Raw genomic sequence first — 20069 nt, 5'->3', positions numbered from 1 at the left:
GGTGGGGCTTGCGCGCCCGGCGGGCGATGCGCGGAAAAAGAGGTGGAGGGAAGCCCGGGATGCGCCGATTGTTCGGCTTCCATCCGCCCGGAGTACGTCCGCGCGGATCCCTGGCCTTTCTGGAGCCCCCTTGATTCCCTATTGGCACGCCCCCTCGTTCAAGCTGGGGCCCCTGGAGCTGAACCCCTTCAACGTCTTCGTGGCGGCGGGCATCCTGCTGGCCGCCCGGCTGCTGACGAAGCAGGCGGAGCGCGAGGGCCTGGACCCGAACCCGCTGGCGGACTTCGCGATGTGGGGGGTGGCGGCCGGCATGCTCTTCGGCCACTGGGTGCACCTGTTCTTCTACCACCCGGAGGAGATGTCCAAGAGCCCGTTCCAGATCCTCCGGTTCTGGGATGGCCTGTCCTCCTTCGGCGGCCTGTTGGGCGGCATCCTGGCGGCGGTGGTGTTCTTCCGGGTGAAGAAGCTGCGCTTCAACGACTACGCGGACAGCTTCGCGCTGGGCGTGGCGCCGGGCTGGGCGGTGGCGCGGCTGGGGTGCTTCGCGGTGCACGACCACCCGGGCAAGCTGACGGACTTCTTCCTGGCGGTGCAGTTCCCCAACGGCAACCGGCACGACCTGGGCTTCTACGACGCCGTCGTGCTCTTCGCGATCTCCGGCCTGCTGTACGCGCTGCGCGACATGCCGAAGATGAAGGGGCGGCTGTTGCCGCTGCTGGCGCTCTTGTACGCGGCGTCCCGCTTCAGCCTGGACTTCCTGCGGGCCACGGACCTGTCGTACGTGGACGCGCGCTACTTCGGCCTGACGCCGGCGCAGTACGGCTGCCTGCTGCTGGTGGCGTACGGACTCTGGGGCCTCTTGCGCAAGCAGGCGCCGAGCGCGTCCTCGCAGAAGCCGTCCTCGCCGCAGGGCCGGGTGGAGACAGCGCGGTAGCGGCCACGTTTCGCTTGGAGGGGGGTTCCACGTGAAGGCACTGGCGTACGACGCGTTGATGGCGCCGCTGGGCTGGGTGGGGTTGAACGCCGCCCGGCGGCAGCTGGTGGAAGGGCTGTCCGGCAAGGTGCTGGAGGTGGGCGCGGGCACGGGGCTGGCGCTGCCGGGCTACCCGGACTCGGTGACGTCGGTGACCGCGGTGGACGTGGACCTGGGGGCGCTGGTGCGCGCGCGGGCCCGGAGGAGCGGCGTGGCGCTGCTCCAGGCGGACGCGCAGGCGCTCCCCTTCACGGACGGCTCGTTCGACGCGGTGGTGTCCAGCCTGGTGTTCTGCTGCGTGGACGCGCCGGCCACGGCGCTCTCGGAGGTGATGCGGGTGCTCAAGCCGGGCGGCGAGCTGCGCCTGCTGGAGCACGTGCGGGCCCCGAACCCGGCCGTGGCCACCGCGCAGGACCTGCTGACGCCCGCGTGGCGCAAGCTGACCGGCGGCTGCCGCCTCAACCGGGACACCTTCCGCCTGGTGGAGACCGCGGGCTTCCACATCCTCAAGCGCGAGCAGCGCCTGGGCGGCGTGGGCGAGCTCATCGTTGCCCGGCGGCCCTGAGGGGCTCGCGCGACCCGCCCTGGCAGGTCACCTCCGACCTGCCAGGATGGATTCACCGACGGGATGTCAGAGGTCTCCCTAGGATGGCGTGCATCCTCGCGGCGGACCTCCCCGCCGCGTCCCATCCCGTGAGGCCCTGACGCATGCTGCGCGCCCTTCGACCCCTCCTCGCAGTGCTGGTGTTCGCCGGCTGTGGACCCGATGTCGCGTCGGATTCCGCACCCGACCTCGTGAGTGCTCCGGCCTCGCTGGAGGACTCCGACCGTCACGGTGGCGCCAATCCCCGTGAGGGCTCCGTGCGGCTGTCCACCGGCGTCACGCTCCGCTACGTCGAGCAGGGCCGCCAGGACGGGCCCGTCGTCGTCTTCCTGCACGGCTATACGGACTCGCATCACACCTGGGACCTGGACCTGCCGCGCTTCCCGCGCGACTTCCACCTCTACGCGCTGGACCAGCGCGGCCATGGGGACTCGTCCCGTCCGGCGTGTTGCTACACGCAGCAGGCGTTCGCGAAGGACGTGGTGGCGTTCCTCGACGCGAAGCGCGTGTCGCGCGCCGTGCTCGTGGGCCACTCCATGGGCAGCTTCATCGCGCAGCAGGTGGCGCTGGACTTCCCCCACCGCGTGAAGGGGCTGGTGCTGGTGGGCTCCGCGCCCACCGTCGCGGGCAATGAGGTGGCCCTGGGCCTCAAGGAGGTCGTGGACACGCTGACCGACCCCGTGGACCCCGCCTTCATCCACGAGTTCCAGGCCAGCACCTTCTACGCGCCCGTGCCGGAGTCGTACCTGAACACGCTCGTCTCGGAGAGCTCCAAGCTGCCCGCGCGCGTGTGGCAGGACGCGCTGGACGGGCTCATCGCGGAGGACCACGCCTCGCGCCTGGGCAGCATCCGCGTGCCCACGCTGATCATCGGCGGGGACCACGACGGCTTCTTCTCCGTGGACGAGCAGCGCGCCCTGGCCCGCGCCATCCGCGGCTCCAAGTACCTGCTCTACCCGGAGACCGGGCACGCGCCGCACGCCGAGCGCCCGCAGCGCTTCGTGACCGACGTGCACCACTTCCTCAACCGCCTGTAGTCCGCCGCTCAGGCTCCAGCCGCCCCGGGTTCCGCCGGGCGGCCGGGGTCGCCCCGGGCCAGCACCACCACCGCCACCAGGATGAGCAGTCCGCCCAGGCCCTGCCGCAAGGACAGGCGCTCGCCCAGGAAGATGGCGCCCAGCACCACCGCCATCACCGGCTCCAGCGTGGAGAGCAGCGACGTGTTCACCGGGCCAATGCGCTTGAGGCCCGCGAAGAACGTGAGCATGGCCACCACCGTGGACAGCAGCGCCAGCCCCGCCACCGCGGCCCAGCCGCCCGGCGTCTGGGGAAAGGACGGGCCCTTCACCAGCATCAGCGCCCCGAAGGCGGCCCCCGCGGACAGCGGGACGACGGTGCTCGCCGCGAGCGGCCCCGCCGGCCCCGCCACGCGCGCGCTGGACAGGACGTAGAGCGCGTAGATGACCGCCGACAGCACGCCCAGGCCAATGCCCAGCGGCTTCGCGTCCGGGCCGGGGTCCACCGTGAGCGCCGTCCCGCACAGGGCCAGCCCCACCGCCAGCCAGCGCAGGCGGCTCAGGTGCTCGCGGCCCAGGGCCACCTGGATGAGGGCCACCAGCGCGGGGAAGAGGTAGAGCAGCAGGGCCACCAGCCCTGCGGACGCGTGCTGGAGCGCGATGAAGTAGACGCTGCCTTCCGTGAAGTAGCCCACCGCGCCCAAGCCCACCAGGCCCCACAGGAGGCGGCCCCGGGGCCACCTTCCGCCCTTCGCGACCATCACGCCCGCGAGCACCAGGCCCGCGAGCGTGAAGCGCAGGAAGAGCAGCGTGGGCATGTCCGTGCCCGCCGCGTAGGCCAGGCGCGCGAACAGGCCCAGCGCGCCAAAGGAGGCGCCGGACAGGGCGACGAGGAGGAAGCCGGCGGTGCGGGTCTGCATGGCGCTTTTCAGCGCGCACGCTGACTGAAGTCCTGGCCCGCTGTCACGCGGGCCCTGGCCCCAAGGCCTACCAGTTCTTCACGGAGCCCAGGTCGAACACGTCCGGGAAGCCACCCTTGCGCAGGAGCTCCGCGGCCACGGCGCTGCGGCCCCCCGCCGCGCAGTACACCACCACGGGCGTGCCCACCGGGCCGACCTCGGAGAGGCGCTGGGCCAGCACCTGCACGGGGATGTTGCGGGCGGCGTCCGGGTGTCCCTGCTGGAACTCCTCCGGGGTGCGCACATCCAGCAGCACCGCGCCGTGGGCGACGAGTTCGTGGGCCTTCTGCGAGCGTTCCTGAGGCGTCATGGCACCCATTCAACCAAAGCCGGGGGCCCCGCCGGGCTGAAAACTGGAGGCCGCCGCACCGGGCGCTACAGTCCTGTAACGATACCCATGCGACTCGACAAGCACACCCTGCTCCACCAACTGTCCGAGCGGCTCCAGCAGAGCGACCGGCTGGCCCACCGCGCGGAGGCCGACGCCCGCGAGGCCGCCCGCAGCCTCGCCACGGAGTCCGAGAAGAAGGAGGACGGCCGCGCCGCCATCGAGTACGGCAGCCTCGCCACCGGCCAGGCCCAGCGCGCCCGCCGCCTCCAGGAAGAGCTGCAGGCGCTCACCGCCTTCAGCCAGAAGGAGCTGCCCCGCTTCCCGCGCCAGGGGCCCGTGGGCCTGGGCGCCCTGGTGGACTGCAGCACCGAGGACGAGGACGGCTTCGCCGAGCGCACCTTCTTCGTGCTCCCCGCCGGCGCGGGCACCGAGCTCACCGGCCCCGGCGGCGACGGCTTCCTCTCCGTCATCACGCCCAGCTCCCCCGTGGGCCGCGCGCTGCTGGGCAAGAAGGCCGGCGACACCGTGGAGGTGACGCTCGCGGGCGAGGTGCGCGAGTGGACGGTGCTGGAGGTCGCCTGAGCTGAAAGTCGGCGCCGGCCTACTCGCTTTGAGTGGGCCCCGGCGCCGCGTGCGCGACCAGCCACTCCTCCGGGATGTCGCCCCGGGGCAGCTCCAGGAGGAACGTGGCGCCCTCTCCCGGCGTGCTCACGGCGCGCACCGTGCCGCCGAACGCCTCGACAATCTGGCGCGTGATGTAGAGCCCCAGGCCCAGGCCGCCGTAGTGCCGGTCGCTCACCGCGCGCTCGAAGCGCTCGAAGATGCGCGCCAGGTCGTCCGGCGCGATGCCGATGCCGTGGTCCTTCACGGTGAGCCGCGCCAGCGAGCCCTGCGCCTCCACGCTCACGATGACGGGGTGGCCCGCGCCGTACTTGAGCGCGTTGGACACCAGGTTCGTCACCACCTGCTCCAGGCGCAGCCGGTCCCACCGGCCCACCACCGGCACCGGCGCCTCCAGGCCCAGCTCCGTGCCGGCCTGCGCCGCCGCGGCGGAGAAGCGGTAGAGGATTTCGGCGGCCACGCTCGCCAGGTCCAGCTCCTCCAGCTCCAGCCGCAGCCGGCCCGCGGTGATGCGCGACACGTCCAGCAGGTTGTCCACCAGGCCCGACAGCCGGCGCACCTGGCGCTGGACGACATCCAGCGCGTCCGCGACGCGGTCCGTGGGCACGTCCTTGCCCTCGCGCGCCAGCACCACCACCTGCTTCTGCAAGAGCTGCACCTTGAGGCTCAGCGGCGTGAGCGGCGTCTTCAGCTCGTGGCTCGCGATGCCCAGGAACTCGTCGCGCTGGCGCACCGCTTCGCGCGCCTCGCGGTACAGCCGCGCGTTCTCCAGGTAGAGCGCGGTGCGGTGGGCCAGCTCCGTGAGGAAGTGCTCCTCCTCCGCGCCAAAGGCACGCAGCACGTTGGAGCGCAGCACCATCAGCGCGCCCAGCACGTTGCCGCGCGCGCCCAGCGGCACGCTCAGGCAGCCGTGCGGCCCCACCTCGCGCAACAGCCGCGCGTGCTCCGCGTCCCGCGCGATGGCCACCACGTGCTCCTCGGACAGGAGGGGCAGACGCCCCACCGCCCCGGACGCGAACACCTGGGACAGCCCGCCCGGCACGGATGACCCCGGCGGATAGCGCGTGAGCAGGTCGCGCAGCAGCGCGTGCCTCGCGGAGTCCGCGTGCAGTGACGCCGCCACGCGCAGGCCCTCATCGCCCACGGCGCCCGTCGTCCGGAGGACGAGCAGGGCCCCCTCCCCCAGCGCGGGCACCAGCAGCCTGAGCAGCGGCTCCAGCTGGGCCTCCGCGTCCACCGACGTGCCCAGCAGCGCCCCGGCCTCCGCCAGCAGGCGCGACGCATCCAGCATGGACGCGGGCACCGCCTCCACCGCGTGCGTGCGCAGCAGCGCCGCAGCCACCTGCCCGTCCCCGGCCCGCACGGGCGTTGCGTTGCAGCGCAGCACGGCGCGTGTCCCATCCGGACGGAGCACGTGCCACGGGGACGCGTCCACCTGCTCGCCCGCCAGGGCTCGCGCCAGCGGCGAGTCTTGCGGCGGCAGCGGTGTGCCGTCCTCCCGCACCCATTCACACCCAGGCAGGCGGGCGTGCTCGATGTGGAGAGGGACCGGAATACCGAAGTGCGCCGCGGCTTGTGAGTTGAAAACAGTCACACGGCCCGTGCACTCAACGAGCACCACGCCTTCCGCGTCCATGACGCGCGTCGACAGGGGCGGGCCGTCCCCGTCCGTCACGCGGGCCTCCGAGGCTGAAGAGGGGATGCCGGACATGCCAAGGCTTTCCGCATGCATCATGGTGTCATCTCCGCCTCCCGGGAAGAAAGGAAGACAGGACCCGCAGCGCACTTCATCCTCAAGGACAGGGAATGCTTCCCATCCTCCCGCTCTTCCCGCGGGCCCCCTTGCCTGCATGACGGCGATCCTCAATCGTTCGACTGTCTACGTCCGCGCCGCGCACGTTCCGTCCGCACGGCCAAGTTCTTCCACCGCGAGTCCCCTGCATGCAGATGCCGTTCACCCGTCCTGACGGCACCACCCCCACCGAGCGCCGCTTCCGGCAAGTCATCGACACGCTCCAGGAGGTCGTGTTCCAGACGGACACGGCGCGCACGTGGGTCTTCCTCAATCCCGCGTGGACCGAGGTGACAGGCTTTCCCGTGGAGGAGAGCCTGGGCCGCTCCGCGCTGGACTTCGTGCACCCGGACGACCGGGCGCGGGTCCTGGACGTGTGCCAGACGCTGCTCACGCGCGAGCGCGAATACGTGCAGCACGAGGTGCGCTACCTCACGCGCGACGGCGGCTTCCGCTGGGTGGACGTCTTCGCGCGGGTGACGCTCGACGAGACCGGCACGCTGGTGGGCATGGCCGGCACGCTCAACGACATCACGGAGCGCAAGCGCACGAGCGACGCGCTCGCCCGGCGCGAGCGCTACCTCACCGCGCTGGTGGACATGCAGCAGCGCCTGCTGTCGGTGCCGGAGGGCGGCGACCTGTACAGCCCCGCGCTCGCGCCGTTGGGGCAGGCCTCCGGCGCCAGCCGCGTCTACGTCTTCGAGACGTATAGCGACGCGAAGGGGGCGCTCCTGTGCAGCCAGCGCGCCGAGTGGTGCGCGCCCGGCGTGACGCCGGAGATCGACAACCCGATGCTCCAGGACCTTCCAATGCGGCCCATCCTGGGGCGCTGGGCGAACCTGCTGGAGCGCGGCGAGGTCGTCACCGGACGCGTGGCCACCTTCCCCTCCATCGAGCGGGAGCTCCTGGAGCCGCAGGGCATCCTCACGCTGCTGGTGCTGCCCTTGCGCGTGCAGGGGCGGCTGGTGGGGTTCGTGGGCTTCGACAACTGCTACGAGGCGCGCGAGTGGGACCGGCTGGAGGTGGACCTGTTGTCCGCGGCCAGCGGCGCCATCTCCGTGTCGCTGGAGCGCCGCGCGTCCGAGCGGGCGCTGCGTGAGCACGAGCACCGCTTCCGCCAGCTCGCGGAGAACGCGTCGGACGTGCTGTACCTCTACCGGCGGGAAGCGCCGCGCGGCTTCGCGTACGTCAGCCGCGTGGCGCACGCGAAGCTGGGCCTGGGGCCGGAGGCGCACTACGCGGATCCGGAGCTGTGGTACCGGCAGGTGCACCCGGAGGACCGGGCCGCGCTGGAGCGGCTGTTGGAGTCGCCCCAGTCCGTGGACGGCGCCACGGTGGAGCTGCGCTTCCTGCGCCCCGACGGCAGCCTGCTGTGGCTGGAGCACGTGGTGGCGCCGGTGACGGACCCCGCGGGCCACGTGGTGGCGGTGGAGGGACTGGCGCGCGACATCACGGAGCGGCGGCAGGTGGAGGAGGCGCTGAAGCGCTCCGAGGCCAGCCTGCGCGCGCTGATGGAGGGCTTCCCCGACCCCGCGGCCATCGAGCAGGACGGCCACATCGTCTACGCCAACGCGGTGCTCGTCACCACGCTGGGCTTCGCGCGCGCGGAGGAGCTGGTGGGCCGCCGGCTGTCGGAGTTCCTGGCGGACGTGCCGGGCACGGGCGTGGCGTCCGGGGACAGCACGCCGCTCACCAGCGAGCGGCGCCTGGTGCTGCGCGACGGGCGCACGCGCGTGGTGGAGCTGGCGAGCCTGCCCCTGCGCTTCGACGGCCAGCCCGCGGTGGTGTCCATCGCGCGCGACGTGACGGAGCAGCGCCAATTGCAGGCGCGGCTGACGCTGGCGGACCGGCTGGCGTCGGTGGGCACGCTCGCGGCGGGCATCGCGCACGAAATCAACAACCCCCTGGCCTTCGTGGTCTCCAACCTGGGCTTCCTGTCGGATGAGTTCCGCCACCACCTGTCCCCCGGCCCCGGCGTGCGCGGCGTGCGCCCGCCGGACGTGGCGGAGTGGCAGGAGGTGCTGGGCGAGGCGTGCGAGGGCGCCGAGCGCGTGCGGCAGATCGTCCGCCAGCTGAAGACGTTCTCGCGGCCGGATGAAGAGCGCATGACGCCGGTGGACGTGCACGCGGTGCTGGACTCGGTGGTGATGATGGCCGCCAATGAAATCCGGCACCGCGCGCGGCTGCGCCGGGACTACGGCACCGTGCCGCAGGTGATGGGCAACGAGGGCCGCCTCTGCCAGGTGTTCCTCAACCTGGTGGTGAACGCGGCGCAGGCGATTCCGGAGGGCTCCGCGCACGACCACGAGGTGGTGCTCGTCACGCGCGTGTCCGGCGAGCAGGTGGTGGTGGAGGTGCGCGACACGGGCAGCGGCATCCCGCCGGAGGTGATGGGGCGCATCTTCGATCCGTTCTTCACCACCAAGCCCGTGGGCGTGGGCACCGGCCTGGGGCTGTCCATCTGCCACGGCATCATCACGGGGCTGGGCGGCGACATCCAGGTGGACAGCACCGTGGGCAGGGGCAGCACGTTCCGCGTGGTGCTGCCCGCGCCCCAGCCCGAACCGGTCGTCCGTCCGCCGGAGGCCCCGCTGCCCGCCGCGCCCGTGGTGCCTCGGGGCCGCGTGCTGGTGGTGGACGACGAGCCCGCGGTGGGCCGCGTGCTGCAGCGGCTGTTGCGCGGCCATGACGTGGAGGTGGCCACGAGCGGCCGTCAGGCGCTGGAGCGCATGTCGCGGGCGCCGGGCTTCGACGCGGTGCTGTGCGACGTGATGATGCCGGACCTCGCTGGCCGCGACGTGTACGAAGCCGTGCGGCGCGCCCACCCGGGCCTGGAGCGCCGCTTCGTCTTCGTGTCCGGCGGCGCCTTCACCGCGGGCGCGCGCGACTTCCTGGAGCACATCCCCAACCCGCTCCTGGAGAAGCCCTTCGACGAGGCGCGCGTGCGCGGCGCCGTGGAGGAGCTGGTGCGGCACGGTCCGCCGGACGCCGCCTGACCCCCATCGGTCATCGGGAGGACCCTCCTCCCGCTGACCGATGCGCCCGCGTGACGGGTCTGCGAGCGTGTGCTCGTCCGCTCGCACCCCTTGGGGGAAGGTCCGTCGCGCATGAACCGCACCAAACTGTTGCTGACCCTCGCTGGCCTGCTGTTCGTGGGCGCGCTCGCGCTCGACGCGCGCTCGTTCTTCGCGAAGACCTCGTCGCACCCGCCGGTCGTCACCGAGCCCGCCTCCGACCGGCTCCCCAACGGGCACCTGCGCCGGGTCGCGCCCCGCCCCTCGGCCGTGGCCACCGGCACCGTGGACCAGACCCACACCGTCATCCAGCCGGGTGAGGCCCCCATCAACGGGGTGCTGCCTGTCGTCCTGGGCCAGCCCGCGTCCGGCAAGGCCGGTCCGGTGGAGCTCACGGGCAAGCTGTCCGGCGCGTACGTGAAGGCGGGCCCGGGTGAGGCCTTCGCCGTGTTCGAGCTGTCGGCGCGCATGCCGGAGAGGGTCCAGCGCGTGCCGGTGAACCTGGCGCTGGTGGTGGACCGCTCCGGCTCCATGGATGGCTCCAAGCTGACGGACGCGAAGCGCGCCGCGCAGGAGCTGGTGCGGCAGCTGCGCGACGGGGACCGGCTGGCCCTGGTGCACTACGGCTCCGACGTGAAGGTGGTGCCCAGCGTGGAGATCAACCCCACCACGCGCCGCGAGCTCTTGAGCACCATCGACGCCATCCAGGTGAACGGCGGCACGAACATGAGCGGCGGACTGGTGGCGGGCGCGGAAGCGGTGCGCGCGTACGCGAAGCAGTACCGGGTGACGCGCGCCATCCTGCTGAGCGACGGCGAGCCCACCGAGGGCGTGACGTCCAACGCGGGCCTCTTCTCCGAGGTGGGCAGGCTGCGCGAAACGGGCATCACCGTGAGCGCGCTGGGCGTGGGCAGCGGCTTCAACGACACGCTGATGCGCGGCATGGCCGAGCGCGGCGGCGGCTTCTCTGGCTTCGTCAGCGACTCCTCGGAGCTGGCCGCCATCTTCACCCGTGAGCTGGAGCAGGCCGCCAGCACCGTCGCGCGCGGCGTGGGCATGGCGCTGACCCTGCCGCCCGGCGTGAGCGGCGTGGAGGTGATGGGCCTGCCGTCCACCCGCGAAGGCAACGTCGTGCGCATCCCCCTCTACGACCTGACGGGCGGCCAGTCCGCGCGCGTGGTGGTGAAGCTGACGCTGGACGCTCCCGCGAGCGCGGCGGAGATGAACGTGCTGGACGCCTCGGTGTCGTACGTGGACGTGGCGGCGGACCTGCCGTCGCAGGTGACGCTGGCCCTGGGCGCGAAGGTGACGGACGACGTCCAGGTGGTGCACGCGAACCTGGACCGCGACGTGCGCGTCCACGCCATCCGCGCGTTGGGGACCCAGCAGCTCCAGGCGGCCGCGGAGCAGATGCAGAGCGGCAACCGCGAGAGCGCGCTCGGCTTCCTGACCAACGCGCGTAAACTGTTCGGCGCTTCGGCGTCCGCGCTCTCGGGGGAGCTTGCGGACCTGGACAAGACCCAGGCAGCCTATGGCAGTGCCCAGAGTGACTCCGACGTCCGCCGCGAGGCGCTCGACCTCAAGAAGAAGACGATGAAGAACTTCGGGCAGAGCAACAGCTACTAGTCCCCCCGCCGTCCGGAACCCGGTGCGCCATGTCGCTCTCCATCCAACTCATCCGGCGGGAGGACTTCGAGTCGCGCTGCCTGTACGCGCTCGTGGGCGCCGGGGCCATGGCGCTGGTGGCCGGCGTGGCGCGGCAGGTGCTGCGCGTGCCGGTGGAGCCGGGCTACTTCGCGCTGATGGCGGCGGCCATCACCGCGGTGAAGCCAAAGGCGGCGGAGAACCTGCTGGTGCGCGCGGGGATGGTGCTGCTGCCCGCCCTGCCCTATGTGCTGGAGCTGGCGTCGCCCTGGACACACGCGGTGGCGGGCGCCATCGCCGCGGGGCTGCTGGCGTGGCGGGGCAACGGGCGCGACAGCGTGGGTGCGCCGCTCCAGGTCGCGCTGTGCGCCGGGGCCGCGGCCGTCACCACCGCGCTGGGCCTGTACGTGCACCAGGTGCTCGACGCGCGCTTCCTCCCGGCGTGGGGCTACTTCCCGCTGATGGTGGACTACGCCGTGGTGGCGCTGTTCTGGAGCATCGGCACGCTGCCGGCGAACCTGGCCATGGACCTGGACGCGGTGGCCACCCGGGGCATGCGGCTGGAGGCCACGCTCTCCGGCGAGGTGCGCGGACTGGTGACCCGGGCGCTCACGCTCTACCGCCAGTGCCAGGACGAGGCGCGCAAGCTGGCCCGGGGCCCGGGGCTGGAGAAGCTCCAGGCCGTGCTCGGAAAGCTGGCCGGGGACGCCTTCACCCTGGCCGAGTCCCACACGGAGCTGGAGGCGCAGCTGTCCTCCGCGTCCCAGGGGAGCGTGGACTCGCAGGTGCAGGAGTTGAAGAAGCGCGCCCAGGACGCGCAGGACGGCGTGGCCCGCCGCCAGCTGGAGCGCGCCGCCGCGTCGCTGGGTGAGGAGCTCAACCACCTGGATGCGCTGTCTCGCCGCCAGGAGCGCCTCTTCGCGCAGCTGCACGCACAGGTGGCCCTGCTGGAGCGGGCCCGCGTGTGCTTCATCGGCGCCCGCGCCGCGTCCCCCCTGGATGGGGGCGGCGGCGGTGAGCGCGTCCAGGCGCTGGCGGACAAGCTCTCCGCGCTGGACCTGGAGTCCTCCGGCCCGGAGGGAGCGGCGCAGGCCGCGCGGGCTCCGGCGCTCCGCTCCTGAGGGCCGCGCCCTACTTCGCCGACGCGCGCGTGGAGGCCCGGGTGCGCTTGCGCGCCGGAGCCGCGGCCTTCTTCGCGGTGACGCGGGGCGTGTGCAGCTCGCTGGCGATGCGCTGCTCAATCTCCTCGCGCGTGCGGCGGCTGACCTCCAGCGCGGCGTTGATGCGCTCGCGCACGATGTCTGCCTGAGCCTCCGCGGCGGCGCGGTACTCCGCGATGTCCCGGCGCAGCTCCAGGCGGCCCTCGCTGGGGGCGCCTCCCGCCGTCTTCCGGGTGGCCGTCTTCCGCCGCGCGGGGCGTTCCCCCGCCTGGGTCCCACTGCCCTGTTGTCCCTGTGCCTTGCGCGCCATCTGTCTGCCCCCTCGCGCGATCGCTCGCGCCTGTGGGCGGAAAGGTGGGGTGTGGACTTCCCGCACGGAAGCCCGACCCCGGGTCGGATGTGGGGCGGGCAGCCGGACAATGTGCGGGCGCGGCAATAGAGGAGCTTCTCAACGCCTCCAGGAAGGCGCTAAGAGGGCCCTCACCGTTCCTGGGCCAAGGGGCCTCTTGACTGATAGCTCAGGGACCACCGCATCACCCCAAGGGCCGGGATGCGAGCAAGCCTTCGAGCCCCGCGCACCCCGGCAGCCCGGGACCCGCGGCGGAGCGGATAGTGAGGGAATCCCCGTGGCGGTCTCTTTCCTGAACCGGAAGCACAACCTGGACCGGATGTCGCTGCGCGACCTGGTCTACTCGTTCTTCACCTACTACGCCGTCGTCGCCTACATCCTCATCGGCATCACCTGCATCGTGCTGTCGGTGAAGTGGTTCGAGGCGCCGGTGCGCATGGGCGCGGCGGTGCTGCTGGCCACGGTGGCGTACCCGTTCGGCTGGTACCTCATCCACCGGTACATCCTGCACGGGCGCTTTCTCTACAAGTCCGCGGCGACGGCGGTGACGTGGAAGCGCATCCACTTCGACCACCACCAGGACCCGCACGACCTGCGCGTGCTCTTCGGCGCGCTGCACACCACGCTGCCCACCATCGCGCTGGTGCTCACGCCCATCGGCTACCTCATCGGCGGCCGGTCCGGCGCGGCGGCGGCGCTGGGCTGGGGCATGGTGACCACGTGCTTCTACGAGTTCTGCCACTGCATCCAGCACCTCAACTACGCCCCGCAGCAGAAGTGGCTGAAGGACATCAAGCGCCTGCACATGTCCCACCACTTCCACAACGAGCAGGGCAACTACGGCATCACCAACTACTTCTGGGACCGCGTGTTCGGCACGCTGTACGAGAAGGCCTCCGACAAGCCCAAGAGCCCCACCGTCTTCAACCTGGGCTACACGGCGGAAGAGGCGCAGAAGTACCCCTGGGTGGACAAGCTCTCCGGCGGCACCCGCGGCGACGGACACCCGCGCCGCTTCCAGCAGGCCGAAGCGCTGAGCGCGCCGGAAGTCCCCAGCGAACAGTCCTGAGGCTTCCGCCCCGCTTCACCCCGGACCTCCCCGCGCGCTTCGCCGCCCGGGGAGGTTCTTCGTTTTCACCGCACGTCACGCGGAGAGCGGCTGGGCCAGGTCCTGCTCCTGCTCCTCGCGAAAGCGCCGGGCGGACAGGGGCGGCAGGGGGTGCACGCGCGCCACCAGGCACGCCGCGCTGCCGCCGGCCAGGTGGAATTGATCCAACCGCACGCTGACGGGCCGGCGCCCCAGGCCGCGCAGCACCGCCTCCACGCGAGGCACGCGCGCGCCGACGATGACGGTGTTTCCCACCTCCACCAGATTGAGCCCGAACGCGAGCGCGTCCTCGCGCGCGATGGGCACCACCTGCTGGATGCCCTCCGTGCGCTCCAGCATGCGCAGCGACTCCGGCGTGAAGGCCTCCAGACACACCAGCGCGGTGCCGTCGGACAGGACGGTGAGCGCGGTGTCCAGGTGGTAGAGGTACGGGTCGCACAGCTCCAGCGGCGTGACGGGCGCGGAGAGGAACGCCTCCAGCACGCCCGCGGCGCGCTGCGTGGAGCGCATGCCCCAGCCCAGCAGTGCGCCACGGCCCGCGGGCAGCATGGCCACGTCACCGCCTTCGATGTGCACGCGCGGCGGCTCGATGACGTCGAAGCCGCGCGCGGCCAGCCACCGGGCGCGCGCGAGCTGCTCACCGCGGCGCTGGCCATGGCGCATGGTGGCGAGCAGGGCGCGCAGTTCGCCCTCCTGGGAGACGAGCACCGCGTTGTCCTTGGCGAACACGGAGTCGAACGCGCCGTGGACGAAGGGCAGCTCGAAGAAGCCCGCGCCTGCTTCACGCAGGGCACGCAGGAACTCGCGGTGCTGCGTGCACGCGCGCCGCCACGCGACGGCGCCGGGCTTCATATGAGGGTTGATGTTCCATGCGACCTGATACGCGCAGTCGCGGGAGCGAACGTGGTCCTTTTCGCAACGCACCTGACTGACGGCGAAGGTGGCGGGAGCGATGTGGCCGGTGTGCAAGGTCATCCCCATACATGTGACCGGAAGGCACTCCCGCCTTCCGGTATGTGTAGAGAGGGTGCGCACCATGAGCGGGCTTGGCGAGGTGGCTGGGGAAGCGGGGAGGGAGGACGCACGCCTGTCCGAACGGCTTCACCGGACCCTCTTGCGCTTCAACCAGGCGCGACTGGCTCCGGGGTTTCCCACCGAGGGCTGGCGGGCAGCCGTGCAGCAAGAGACGCAGTTGCGCTTGCTCGAAGGCGAGTACGTGGAGGCGGAGCGACAGCGCGTGGCGGCATGGGCCGCCGAAGCACCGGAGGACGCGGACGGGTTCATCGCGTGGTTCGAGGACCTGAAGGAGTCCGGTCCCGGACAGCATGATCCGCTGTTCCCGTGGCTGGCCACGCAGGCGACGCGTGAGCAGATGGACTGGTTCCTCACGCAGGAGGTCGCGGGCGAGGCGGGCTTCGACGACCTGGTGGCGCTGACGCAGTTGCAGCTGCCCACGCGGGCCAAGCTGGAGCTGGCGCGCAACTACTGGGACGAGATGGGCCGCGGGCGCGAGGACGCGATGCACGGACCGATGCTCGCGGAGATGGCGCGGAAGCTGGGGTTGAAGCCCACGGACGAGGACACCGTGTGGGAAGCGCACGCGCTGGCGAACCTGCTCTGCGCGTTCGCGTTCAACCGCCGCTACACGTACCACGCGGTGGGCGCGCTGGGCATCGTGGAGGAGACGGCGCCGGGCCGCACCGCGTGCGTCAACGAGGGCCTCAAGCGTCTGGGCTTCGACATGCGCGTGCGGCGCTATTACGCGCTGCACTCCACGCTGGACGTGAAGCACTCCGAGACCTGGAACAAGGAGGTCTTGCGTCCGCTGGTGGAGGCGAACCCCGCGTGCGCGCGGCCCCTGGCGGAAGGAGCGCTCTTGCGGCTGACGGCGGGCGCGCGGTGCTTCGAGCGCTACCGTCATGAGCTGGGCCTGGACCTGAAGTCGCTCAGCTGAAAGCGGCGCGGAGCCTGGCCGTCCTTCCCCCCGGGACCTTGCGCGTGTGCGCCAGGCTCGGGGGTGCGTTTCCCGAAGGACGGTCCGCCCGGGGCCGGGGATGCGCGGGAGCCGGGGCGGGCGCCAGCTTGGGGGGTTTTTCCCAGGCCGAGCTGGAGGTCCCGATGTCCCTGTTCCGATGCATCCCCGCCGCGCTGCTGCTCCTGACGGCGTGCGCTTCCCCGGGCACGTCCATGGAGGAGGTGATGCGCCGCACCGCGCCCCTGATGCCGAAGCGGCCGGATCCGCTGACCTACGGCACCCGGCCGGAGAACCCGGTGCGGGTGGGCTGGGGCGACAAGGGCGTGATGGCGTACTTCAAGCTCTTGCGCGGGCCCCAGGGCCAGCCGGTGGCGTGGCGCCTCATGGGGGACTGCTGCGAGTTCACCGAGGTGGATGGCCAGGGCGAAGGCAAGGGCCGGCTGTCCATCTTCGAGGTCACCTACGACGGGCTGGACACGCCGGTGGTGCTCTACGTGGACGCCTTCACCGGCGGGAACGTCTACGCGCCCTGGGGCTTCCTGCTGGAGGGCCAGGGCGACGCGCCGCCGCCCTCCGGGATGGAGCCGGAGGTCATCGACCTGTAGGGGCCGCCCGCCAAACTCCCTGAATCCGCGAAGTCGTGGGGACTCAAGCGACCCCCTTCCGAGCAGGGCCTGTCGTGCCTAGATGCAAGGGTCGACAGGAGTGTGACTTTCCCCCCGGGTGTTGACCGTCACGCTTAAAACCTCCCCTCGTGCATGGGAGGTGCGGCCCTCTTGGCGCTGCGCTAAGCGTTCGATCGCTCTCCCGACGGAGGAGGAACCGTGGCGGCTGTGAAGAAGAAGCGTTGGCCGTATGTGCTGGGAGGCATCCTCGTCCTCCTGATCGCCATCGTGGCGGTGGTGCTGTGGCGCCTGGACGCCATCCTGCTGAAGACGGCGCGCGACCAGGCCGCGACGTACTCGCAGAAGCTGGGGCGCCCCATCGAGATTGGCGACGTCTCCACGAAGCTCTTTCCCTACGTGGGCGCTCGCATCCAGAACGTCAGCGTGGGCGCCGCCGAGGGCGAGGACCTGCCGCTCGCGGAGGTGAAGGACGTGACGGTGAGCGTGGCGGCGATGCCGCTGCTCACCTCCAAGGGCAAGGACATCCGCGTGCAGGACGCGGAGGTGTCCGGCCTCACCGTGAACGTCCTCCGCCTGGCGGACGGCACCACCAACGTGCAGCGCCTCCAGGAGAAGCTGGCCGCGCAGCAGCCGAAGGAGGAGGCGCCGGAGGAGGAATCGCAGCCCACGGACCTGTCGGGCGTGCACGTGGAGCGCGCGGCGCTCACCGACGGCGTCATCCGCTTCGTGGACCGCTCGAGCGGCGCGCAGGCGCGCGAGCTGGCGGTGAAGGATCTGGACATCGAGGTGAAGGACCTGCGCGTGGGCCAGCCGCTGAAGGTGGACCTGGCGGCGGCGGTGCTCGCGGACAAGCAGAACTTGAAGATGACGCTCGCTGCGGCGCCGCTGCCGGCGACGCTCATCCCCACGCCGGAGCAGGTGACGCTGAAGGCGGAGCACATCGACCTGTCGCCGCTGGGGCCGTTCCTGCCCCCGGACGTGGGGCTGCAGGCGGGCACGCTGGACGCGGACTGGAAGGCGGACCTGGGCGGCGCGGTGCCCGGCGGCAAGGGCCCCACGAAGCTCGTGGGCGTCATCAAGGCGCTGGGGATGAAGTTCGCCGGCTCCGAGGGCGGCAAGGCGCTGGACGTGGTGCTCGACACGGACGTGACGGGCGACCTGGCCACCGGTGACCTGGCGCTGGACAAGCTGAACCTGAACCTGGGCCCCGCGGCCATCACGGGCAAGGGCAAGGTGAAGGGGCTGCTCACGGACAAGCCCGCGGTGGAGGGCCTCGAGCTGGTGGGCCGCGACCTGGACCCCGCCGTGCTCGCCGAGTACTACCCGCCGCTGCGCAAGCAGCTCAACGGGATGATCGCCGGCCCCATTGGCCTGGACGTGCGCGGCAGCGGCACGCAGGAGGCGCAGGCCATCAACATCGCGGTGGACCTGACGCCGGTGCGGCTGCGGGTGCCGGATCAGCTGTCCAAGGAAGCTGGCGGCGCGATGAAGCTGAACGCGAAGGTGACGGGCGCGGCGGCGAGCGGCGGCGCGCTGCGCTTCGACGCGAAGGCGGACCTGAACGGCGTGGACATGCGGCCGGGCCTGCTGGTGAACAAGGCGCCGGGGCAGCGGCTGGAGGTCGCGGCGGCGGGCACGTACGCGCCGGCCAAGACGGGCAGCGGGATGACGGTGAACGTCACCAGCATGAGCCTGGGCGCGCTGGAGGACACGGTGACGGGCACCGCCACGGTGACGCTCGCGGGCACGGGCAAGAAGGCGACGACGACCTTCAAGGCGGACGTGAAGGCCGCGAAGCTGGATGCGGAGAAGTTGTTGATGAGCGAGGAGCAGGTGCTGGCGCGTAACGGTGGCAAGCCGCCGCCGGAGCCGCCGGTGGAGGCCAATCGCTTCAACGGCTACCGGGGTGACATCCAGTTCGCCATCGGGTCGCTGCGCTACACGGCGATGGACCTGACGAACGTGACGGGCGTGGTGAAGATGGTGGACGACCTCATCACGGTGGAGAAGTTCTCGACGGGCATCTACGGCGGCAAGGTGGTGGCGGACGGGACGACCATCCGCCTGGGGCCCGCGCCGGAGGCCCGGCCCTTCACCGCGAAGGTGCAGGTGCAGGGCCTGGAGGTGGCGCAGGCGCTGGCTGCGCGCACGCCGAAGCAGGTGCTCACGGGCAAGTTCAACGGCAACGTGGACGTGCAGGGCGTGGGCTACACGCCGGAGAAGCTGCAGCAGACGCTGCTGGGCGGCATCAGCGGCAACCTGCTGGAGGGCACGTTCCTGGGCAAGGACCTGGTGTCGTCCGTGACGGGGCCGCTGGCCAAGGCGGTGCCCTTCGCGAAGGCGCTCAAGAGCGGCGATGTGACGTCGCTGGGCGGCGACCTGCCCTTCAGCATGACCATCAAGAACGGCGTGGCGCAGCTGAGCAAGCCCATCACCTGGACGCGGCCGGAGGCGGCGATGAGCTTCGATGGCGGCATCGGGCTGGACGGCACGTTGGATTTGACGGGCGGCGTGTCGCTGACGCCCGCGACCATCAAGACGCTGACGGTGGGCAAGGTGACGCCGACGGAGGCCATCCCGGTGGGGCTGAAGATTTCAGGCAAGGCGTGGAGCCCGGAGGTGACGGGCATCGACGTGAAGCCGGCGGCGACGACCATCCTGAAGCTGGCCGGAGGGGCCGCGCTGGGTGGCCTGCTGGGTGAGAAGGGCAAGGCCGTGGAGGACATCATCACGGGCGGCCAGGACAAGGCGAAGGCCGAAGCGGAGGCGAAGCGCCAGGAGCTGGAGGCGCGCGCCAACGAGGAGAAGAAGAAGCTGGAGGACCAGGCCCGCCTCGAGCAGGAGAAGGCCAAGCAGCGCGCCGAGGAAGAGGCGAAGAAGCGCCTCAAGGGCATCTTCGGCGGGAAGTAGGCGCCGCGAAGTTCGCGGGTCGCAAGAACGCCGCGGAGCTCTCCAGGGAGCTTCGCGGCGTTCGTGCATCGGCGTCCTGACTGGACCGGAATGGAGTCCGGCGGCTGAACCGCTACCGCCCGCCGGAGGCGCGCGTGTCCCAGCCACCGCCGATGGGGCCGCCCCGGGGGCCACCCGCGCCGCGCGGGTTCATGTCGTCGCGGCGCATCTGCTGGTACTGCGTCATCTGCTCCGCGCTGAGCACCTTCTGCATCTCCGCGTCGGTCTGCGTGCGCAGGTCGCGCATCTGCTGGCGCATGTCACGCCCCGGCCGGCCTCCCGCCATCGCCGACGACAGCTCCTGGCGCTTCGCGTCCTCGGCCTGCATCGCCTTCGTCAGCGCCTGCTCCTGGCTGTAGTTGAGCCCCGCGCTGCGGATGAAGTCCTTCATGCGCTGGGAGCGCTCGGTCTCCGCCTGCGCGCGCATCTGGTCCACCTGCTGCTGCCACTGCTGGCGCTGCTCGGTGCGCTGCTCGTCCTGCACCGTGCGCATCAGCTCCTTCAGCGACTGCTTCGCGCTGTCGTTGCTCAGCGCCTCGCCCATCATCACGCCGCGCAGCTCCTCGCGCAGCTTCGCGACCTCCGCCTCCAGGCCCGCGGGCGGAGGGCCGCCCGTGCCGGCCGAGACCGTGCCGCCGCCCTGCTCGAAGGCCATCATCCGCCGGGACAAGAGCTGCACCGTCTCCTCCAGCGCCTTCACCCGGTTCTGGAGCGCCCGGACGTCCGCCGTCGAGTCCTGCACGCGGGGCGCCTCCTGGACGACAGGGGCCTCCGACTTCCCAGGCCCCCACAGGGCCACCCCGAGTGCCAGTGAAGCCATCCCCACCGATGCGATGCCGAGAATGCGGTTCATGATGCTCTCCCTGACGGAGCTCCCGGCCGCGTATTCCATCGCGCCCCCAAAGCTCCGCCCTGCGCCTGCATCCTCCCACCCGCCCGCCTCCCGGG

General features: G+C 71.7%; 17 protein-coding genes. 11 read left to right on the top strand and 6 right to left on the bottom strand.

All coding sequences use genetic code 11. The features are described 5' to 3' along the window. The first annotated feature begins 130 nt into the window (after window positions 1-130). The 3 genes from D7W82_RS28625 to D7W82_RS28615 all read left to right on the top strand — a co-directional run bounded on the left by D7W82_RS28625 (window position 131) and on the right by D7W82_RS28615 (window position 2614). Window positions 131-934 (top strand): prolipoprotein diacylglyceryl transferase, encoded by an 804-nt coding sequence (locus D7W82_RS28625; RefSeq protein WP_120621376.1) that lies wholly within the window; start codon window positions 131-133, stop codon window positions 932-934. A gap of 31 nt (window positions 935-965) precedes the next feature. Further along, a complete protein-coding gene (locus D7W82_RS28620; protein WP_120621375.1) occupies window positions 966-1538 on the top strand; it encodes a class I SAM-dependent methyltransferase in 573 nt (190 codons plus the stop codon). 230 nt (window positions 1539-1768) lie between these two features. Beyond that, complete coding sequence (locus D7W82_RS28615) at window positions 1769-2614, top strand: alpha/beta fold hydrolase (RefSeq protein ID WP_233587992.1); 846 nt, start codon at window positions 1769-1771, stop codon at window positions 2612-2614. Window positions 2615-2622: 8 nt separating this feature from the next. Here D7W82_RS28615 and D7W82_RS28610 read toward each other — a convergent pair whose 3' ends face one another. Together D7W82_RS28610 and D7W82_RS28605 are read right to left on the bottom strand one after the other, a co-directional pair. Further along, window positions 2623-3513, bottom strand: a complete 891-nt coding sequence (locus D7W82_RS28610; protein ID WP_120621373.1) for a DMT family transporter — start codon at window positions 3511-3513, stop codon at window positions 2623-2625. 67 nt (window positions 3514-3580) lie between these two features. Continuing rightward, window positions 3581-3862: a rhodanese-like domain-containing protein gene (locus D7W82_RS28605; protein ID WP_120621372.1), complete on the bottom strand. Its 282-nt coding sequence runs from the start codon at window positions 3860-3862 to the stop codon at window positions 3581-3583. A gap of 87 nt (window positions 3863-3949) precedes the next feature. Here D7W82_RS28605 and D7W82_RS28600 point away from each other — a divergent pair, with 87 nt between their 5' ends. Further along, window positions 3950-4465 carry a GreA/GreB family elongation factor gene (locus tag D7W82_RS28600; RefSeq protein WP_120621371.1) on the top strand — a complete coding sequence of 172 codons (516 nt, stop codon included), beginning with the start codon at window positions 3950-3952 and terminating at the stop codon, window positions 4463-4465. Between the two features lie 19 nt (window positions 4466-4484). On the opposite strand, the gene D7W82_RS28595 is transcribed toward D7W82_RS28600, so the two are convergent. Beyond that, entirely contained in the window at window positions 4485-6215 is a 1731-nt protein-coding gene (locus D7W82_RS28595; protein ID WP_233587991.1) for a HAMP domain-containing sensor histidine kinase, read from the bottom strand. A gap of 230 nt (window positions 6216-6445) precedes the next feature. Here D7W82_RS28595 and D7W82_RS28590 point away from each other — a divergent pair, with 230 nt between their 5' ends. From D7W82_RS28590 to D7W82_RS28580, 3 genes are all read left to right on the top strand, one after another. Then, the gene (locus D7W82_RS28590; RefSeq protein WP_120621369.1) at window positions 6446-9292 is read left to right on the top strand and encodes a PAS domain S-box protein; all 2847 of its coding nucleotides are present in this window, start codon (window positions 6446-6448) and stop codon (window positions 9290-9292) included. Between the two features lie 111 nt (window positions 9293-9403). Beyond that, window positions 9404-10936: a VWA domain-containing protein gene (locus D7W82_RS28585; RefSeq protein WP_120621368.1), complete on the top strand. Its 1533-nt coding sequence runs from the start codon at window positions 9404-9406 to the stop codon at window positions 10934-10936. A gap of 29 nt (window positions 10937-10965) precedes the next feature. Further along, a complete protein-coding gene (locus D7W82_RS28580) occupies window positions 10966-12075 on the top strand; it encodes a hypothetical protein (protein WP_120621367.1) in 1110 nt (369 codons plus the stop codon). A gap of 10 nt (window positions 12076-12085) precedes the next feature. Here the strand turns inward: D7W82_RS28580 and D7W82_RS28575 are convergent, their stop codons facing one another. After that, on the bottom strand, window positions 12086-12424 hold the full coding sequence (locus D7W82_RS28575) for a hypothetical protein (protein WP_233587990.1): 339 nt from the start codon (window positions 12422-12424) through the stop codon (window positions 12086-12088). 358 nt (window positions 12425-12782) lie between these two features. Here D7W82_RS28575 and D7W82_RS28570 point away from each other — a divergent pair, with 358 nt between their 5' ends. Then, entirely contained in the window at window positions 12783-13532 is a 750-nt protein-coding gene (locus tag D7W82_RS28570; RefSeq protein WP_120590202.1) for a sterol desaturase family protein, read from the top strand. 75 nt (window positions 13533-13607) lie between these two features. Here D7W82_RS28570 and D7W82_RS28565 read toward each other — a convergent pair whose 3' ends face one another. Beyond that, complete coding sequence (locus D7W82_RS28565) at window positions 13608-14423, bottom strand: dimethylarginine dimethylaminohydrolase family protein (RefSeq protein WP_233587989.1); 816 nt, start codon at window positions 14421-14423, stop codon at window positions 13608-13610. Between the two features lie 340 nt (window positions 14424-14763). Between D7W82_RS28565 and D7W82_RS28560 the strand changes: the two genes are divergently transcribed. The 3 genes from D7W82_RS28560 to D7W82_RS28550 all read left to right on the top strand — a co-directional run bounded on the left by D7W82_RS28560 (window position 14764) and on the right by D7W82_RS28550 (window position 19082). Beyond that, a complete protein-coding gene (locus tag D7W82_RS28560; protein WP_233587988.1) occupies window positions 14764-15525 on the top strand; it encodes an iron-containing redox enzyme family protein in 762 nt (253 codons plus the stop codon). A 164-nt stretch (window positions 15526-15689) separates the two neighbouring features. Further along, window positions 15690-16151: a fibril protein gene (locus D7W82_RS28555; RefSeq protein ID WP_120621365.1), complete on the top strand. Its 462-nt coding sequence runs from the start codon at window positions 15690-15692 to the stop codon at window positions 16149-16151. Between the two features lie 219 nt (window positions 16152-16370). Continuing rightward, entirely contained in the window at window positions 16371-19082 is a 2712-nt protein-coding gene (locus tag D7W82_RS28550; protein ID WP_120621364.1) for an AsmA family protein, read from the top strand. Window positions 19083-19194: 112 nt separating this feature from the next. On the opposite strand, the gene D7W82_RS28545 is transcribed toward D7W82_RS28550, so the two are convergent. After that, complete coding sequence (locus tag D7W82_RS28545; protein WP_147439599.1) at window positions 19195-19974, bottom strand: hypothetical protein; 780 nt, start codon at window positions 19972-19974, stop codon at window positions 19195-19197. Window positions 19975-20069 lie beyond the last annotated feature (95 nt).

Source organism: Corallococcus sp. CA049B (assembly GCF_003611685.1).
GTDB lineage: Bacteria > Myxococcota > Myxococcia > Myxococcales > Myxococcaceae > Corallococcus > Corallococcus coralloides.
The sequence above is the reverse complement of the archived record's forward strand: the minus strand, read 5'-3'. Positions and strand labels throughout refer to the sequence as shown.

What these genes read in the sequence shown, in the direction of transcription:
- D7W82_RS28610 (WP_120621373.1), bottom strand. Translation starts at nt 3,513, where the DNA reads ATGCAGACCCGCACCGCCGGCTTCCTCCTCGTCGCCCTGTCCGGCGCC.
- D7W82_RS28555 (WP_120621365.1), top strand. Translation starts at nt 15,690, where the DNA reads ATGTCCCTGTTCCGATGCATCCCCGCCGCGCTGCTGCTCCTGACGGCG.
- D7W82_RS28600 (WP_120621371.1), top strand. Translation starts at nt 3,950, where the DNA reads ATGCGACTCGACAAGCACACCCTGCTCCACCAACTGTCCGAGCGGCTC.
- D7W82_RS28570 (WP_120590202.1), top strand. Translation starts at nt 12,783, where the DNA reads ATGTCGCTGCGCGACCTGGTCTACTCGTTCTTCACCTACTACGCCGTC.
- D7W82_RS28585 (WP_120621368.1), top strand. Translation starts at nt 9,404, where the DNA reads ATGAACCGCACCAAACTGTTGCTGACCCTCGCTGGCCTGCTGTTCGTG.
- D7W82_RS28605 (WP_120621372.1), bottom strand. Translation starts at nt 3,862, where the DNA reads ATGACGCCTCAGGAACGCTCGCAGAAGGCCCACGAACTCGTCGCCCAC.
- D7W82_RS28580 (WP_120621367.1), top strand. Translation starts at nt 10,966, where the DNA reads ATGTCGCTCTCCATCCAACTCATCCGGCGGGAGGACTTCGAGTCGCGC.
- D7W82_RS28595 (WP_233587991.1), bottom strand. Translation starts at nt 6,215, where the DNA reads ATGTCCGGCATCCCCTCTTCAGCCTCGGAGGCCCGCGTGACGGACGGG.
- D7W82_RS28590 (WP_120621369.1), top strand. Translation starts at nt 6,446, where the DNA reads ATGCAGATGCCGTTCACCCGTCCTGACGGCACCACCCCCACCGAGCGC.
- D7W82_RS28545 (WP_147439599.1), bottom strand. Translation starts at nt 19,974, where the DNA reads ATGAACCGCATTCTCGGCATCGCATCGGTGGGGATGGCTTCACTGGCA.
- D7W82_RS28575 (WP_233587990.1), bottom strand. Translation starts at nt 12,424, where the DNA reads ATGGCGCGCAAGGCACAGGGACAACAGGGCAGTGGGACCCAGGCGGGG.
- D7W82_RS28565 (WP_233587989.1), bottom strand. Translation starts at nt 14,423, where the DNA reads ATGAAGCCCGGCGCCGTCGCGTGGCGGCGCGCGTGCACGCAGCACCGC.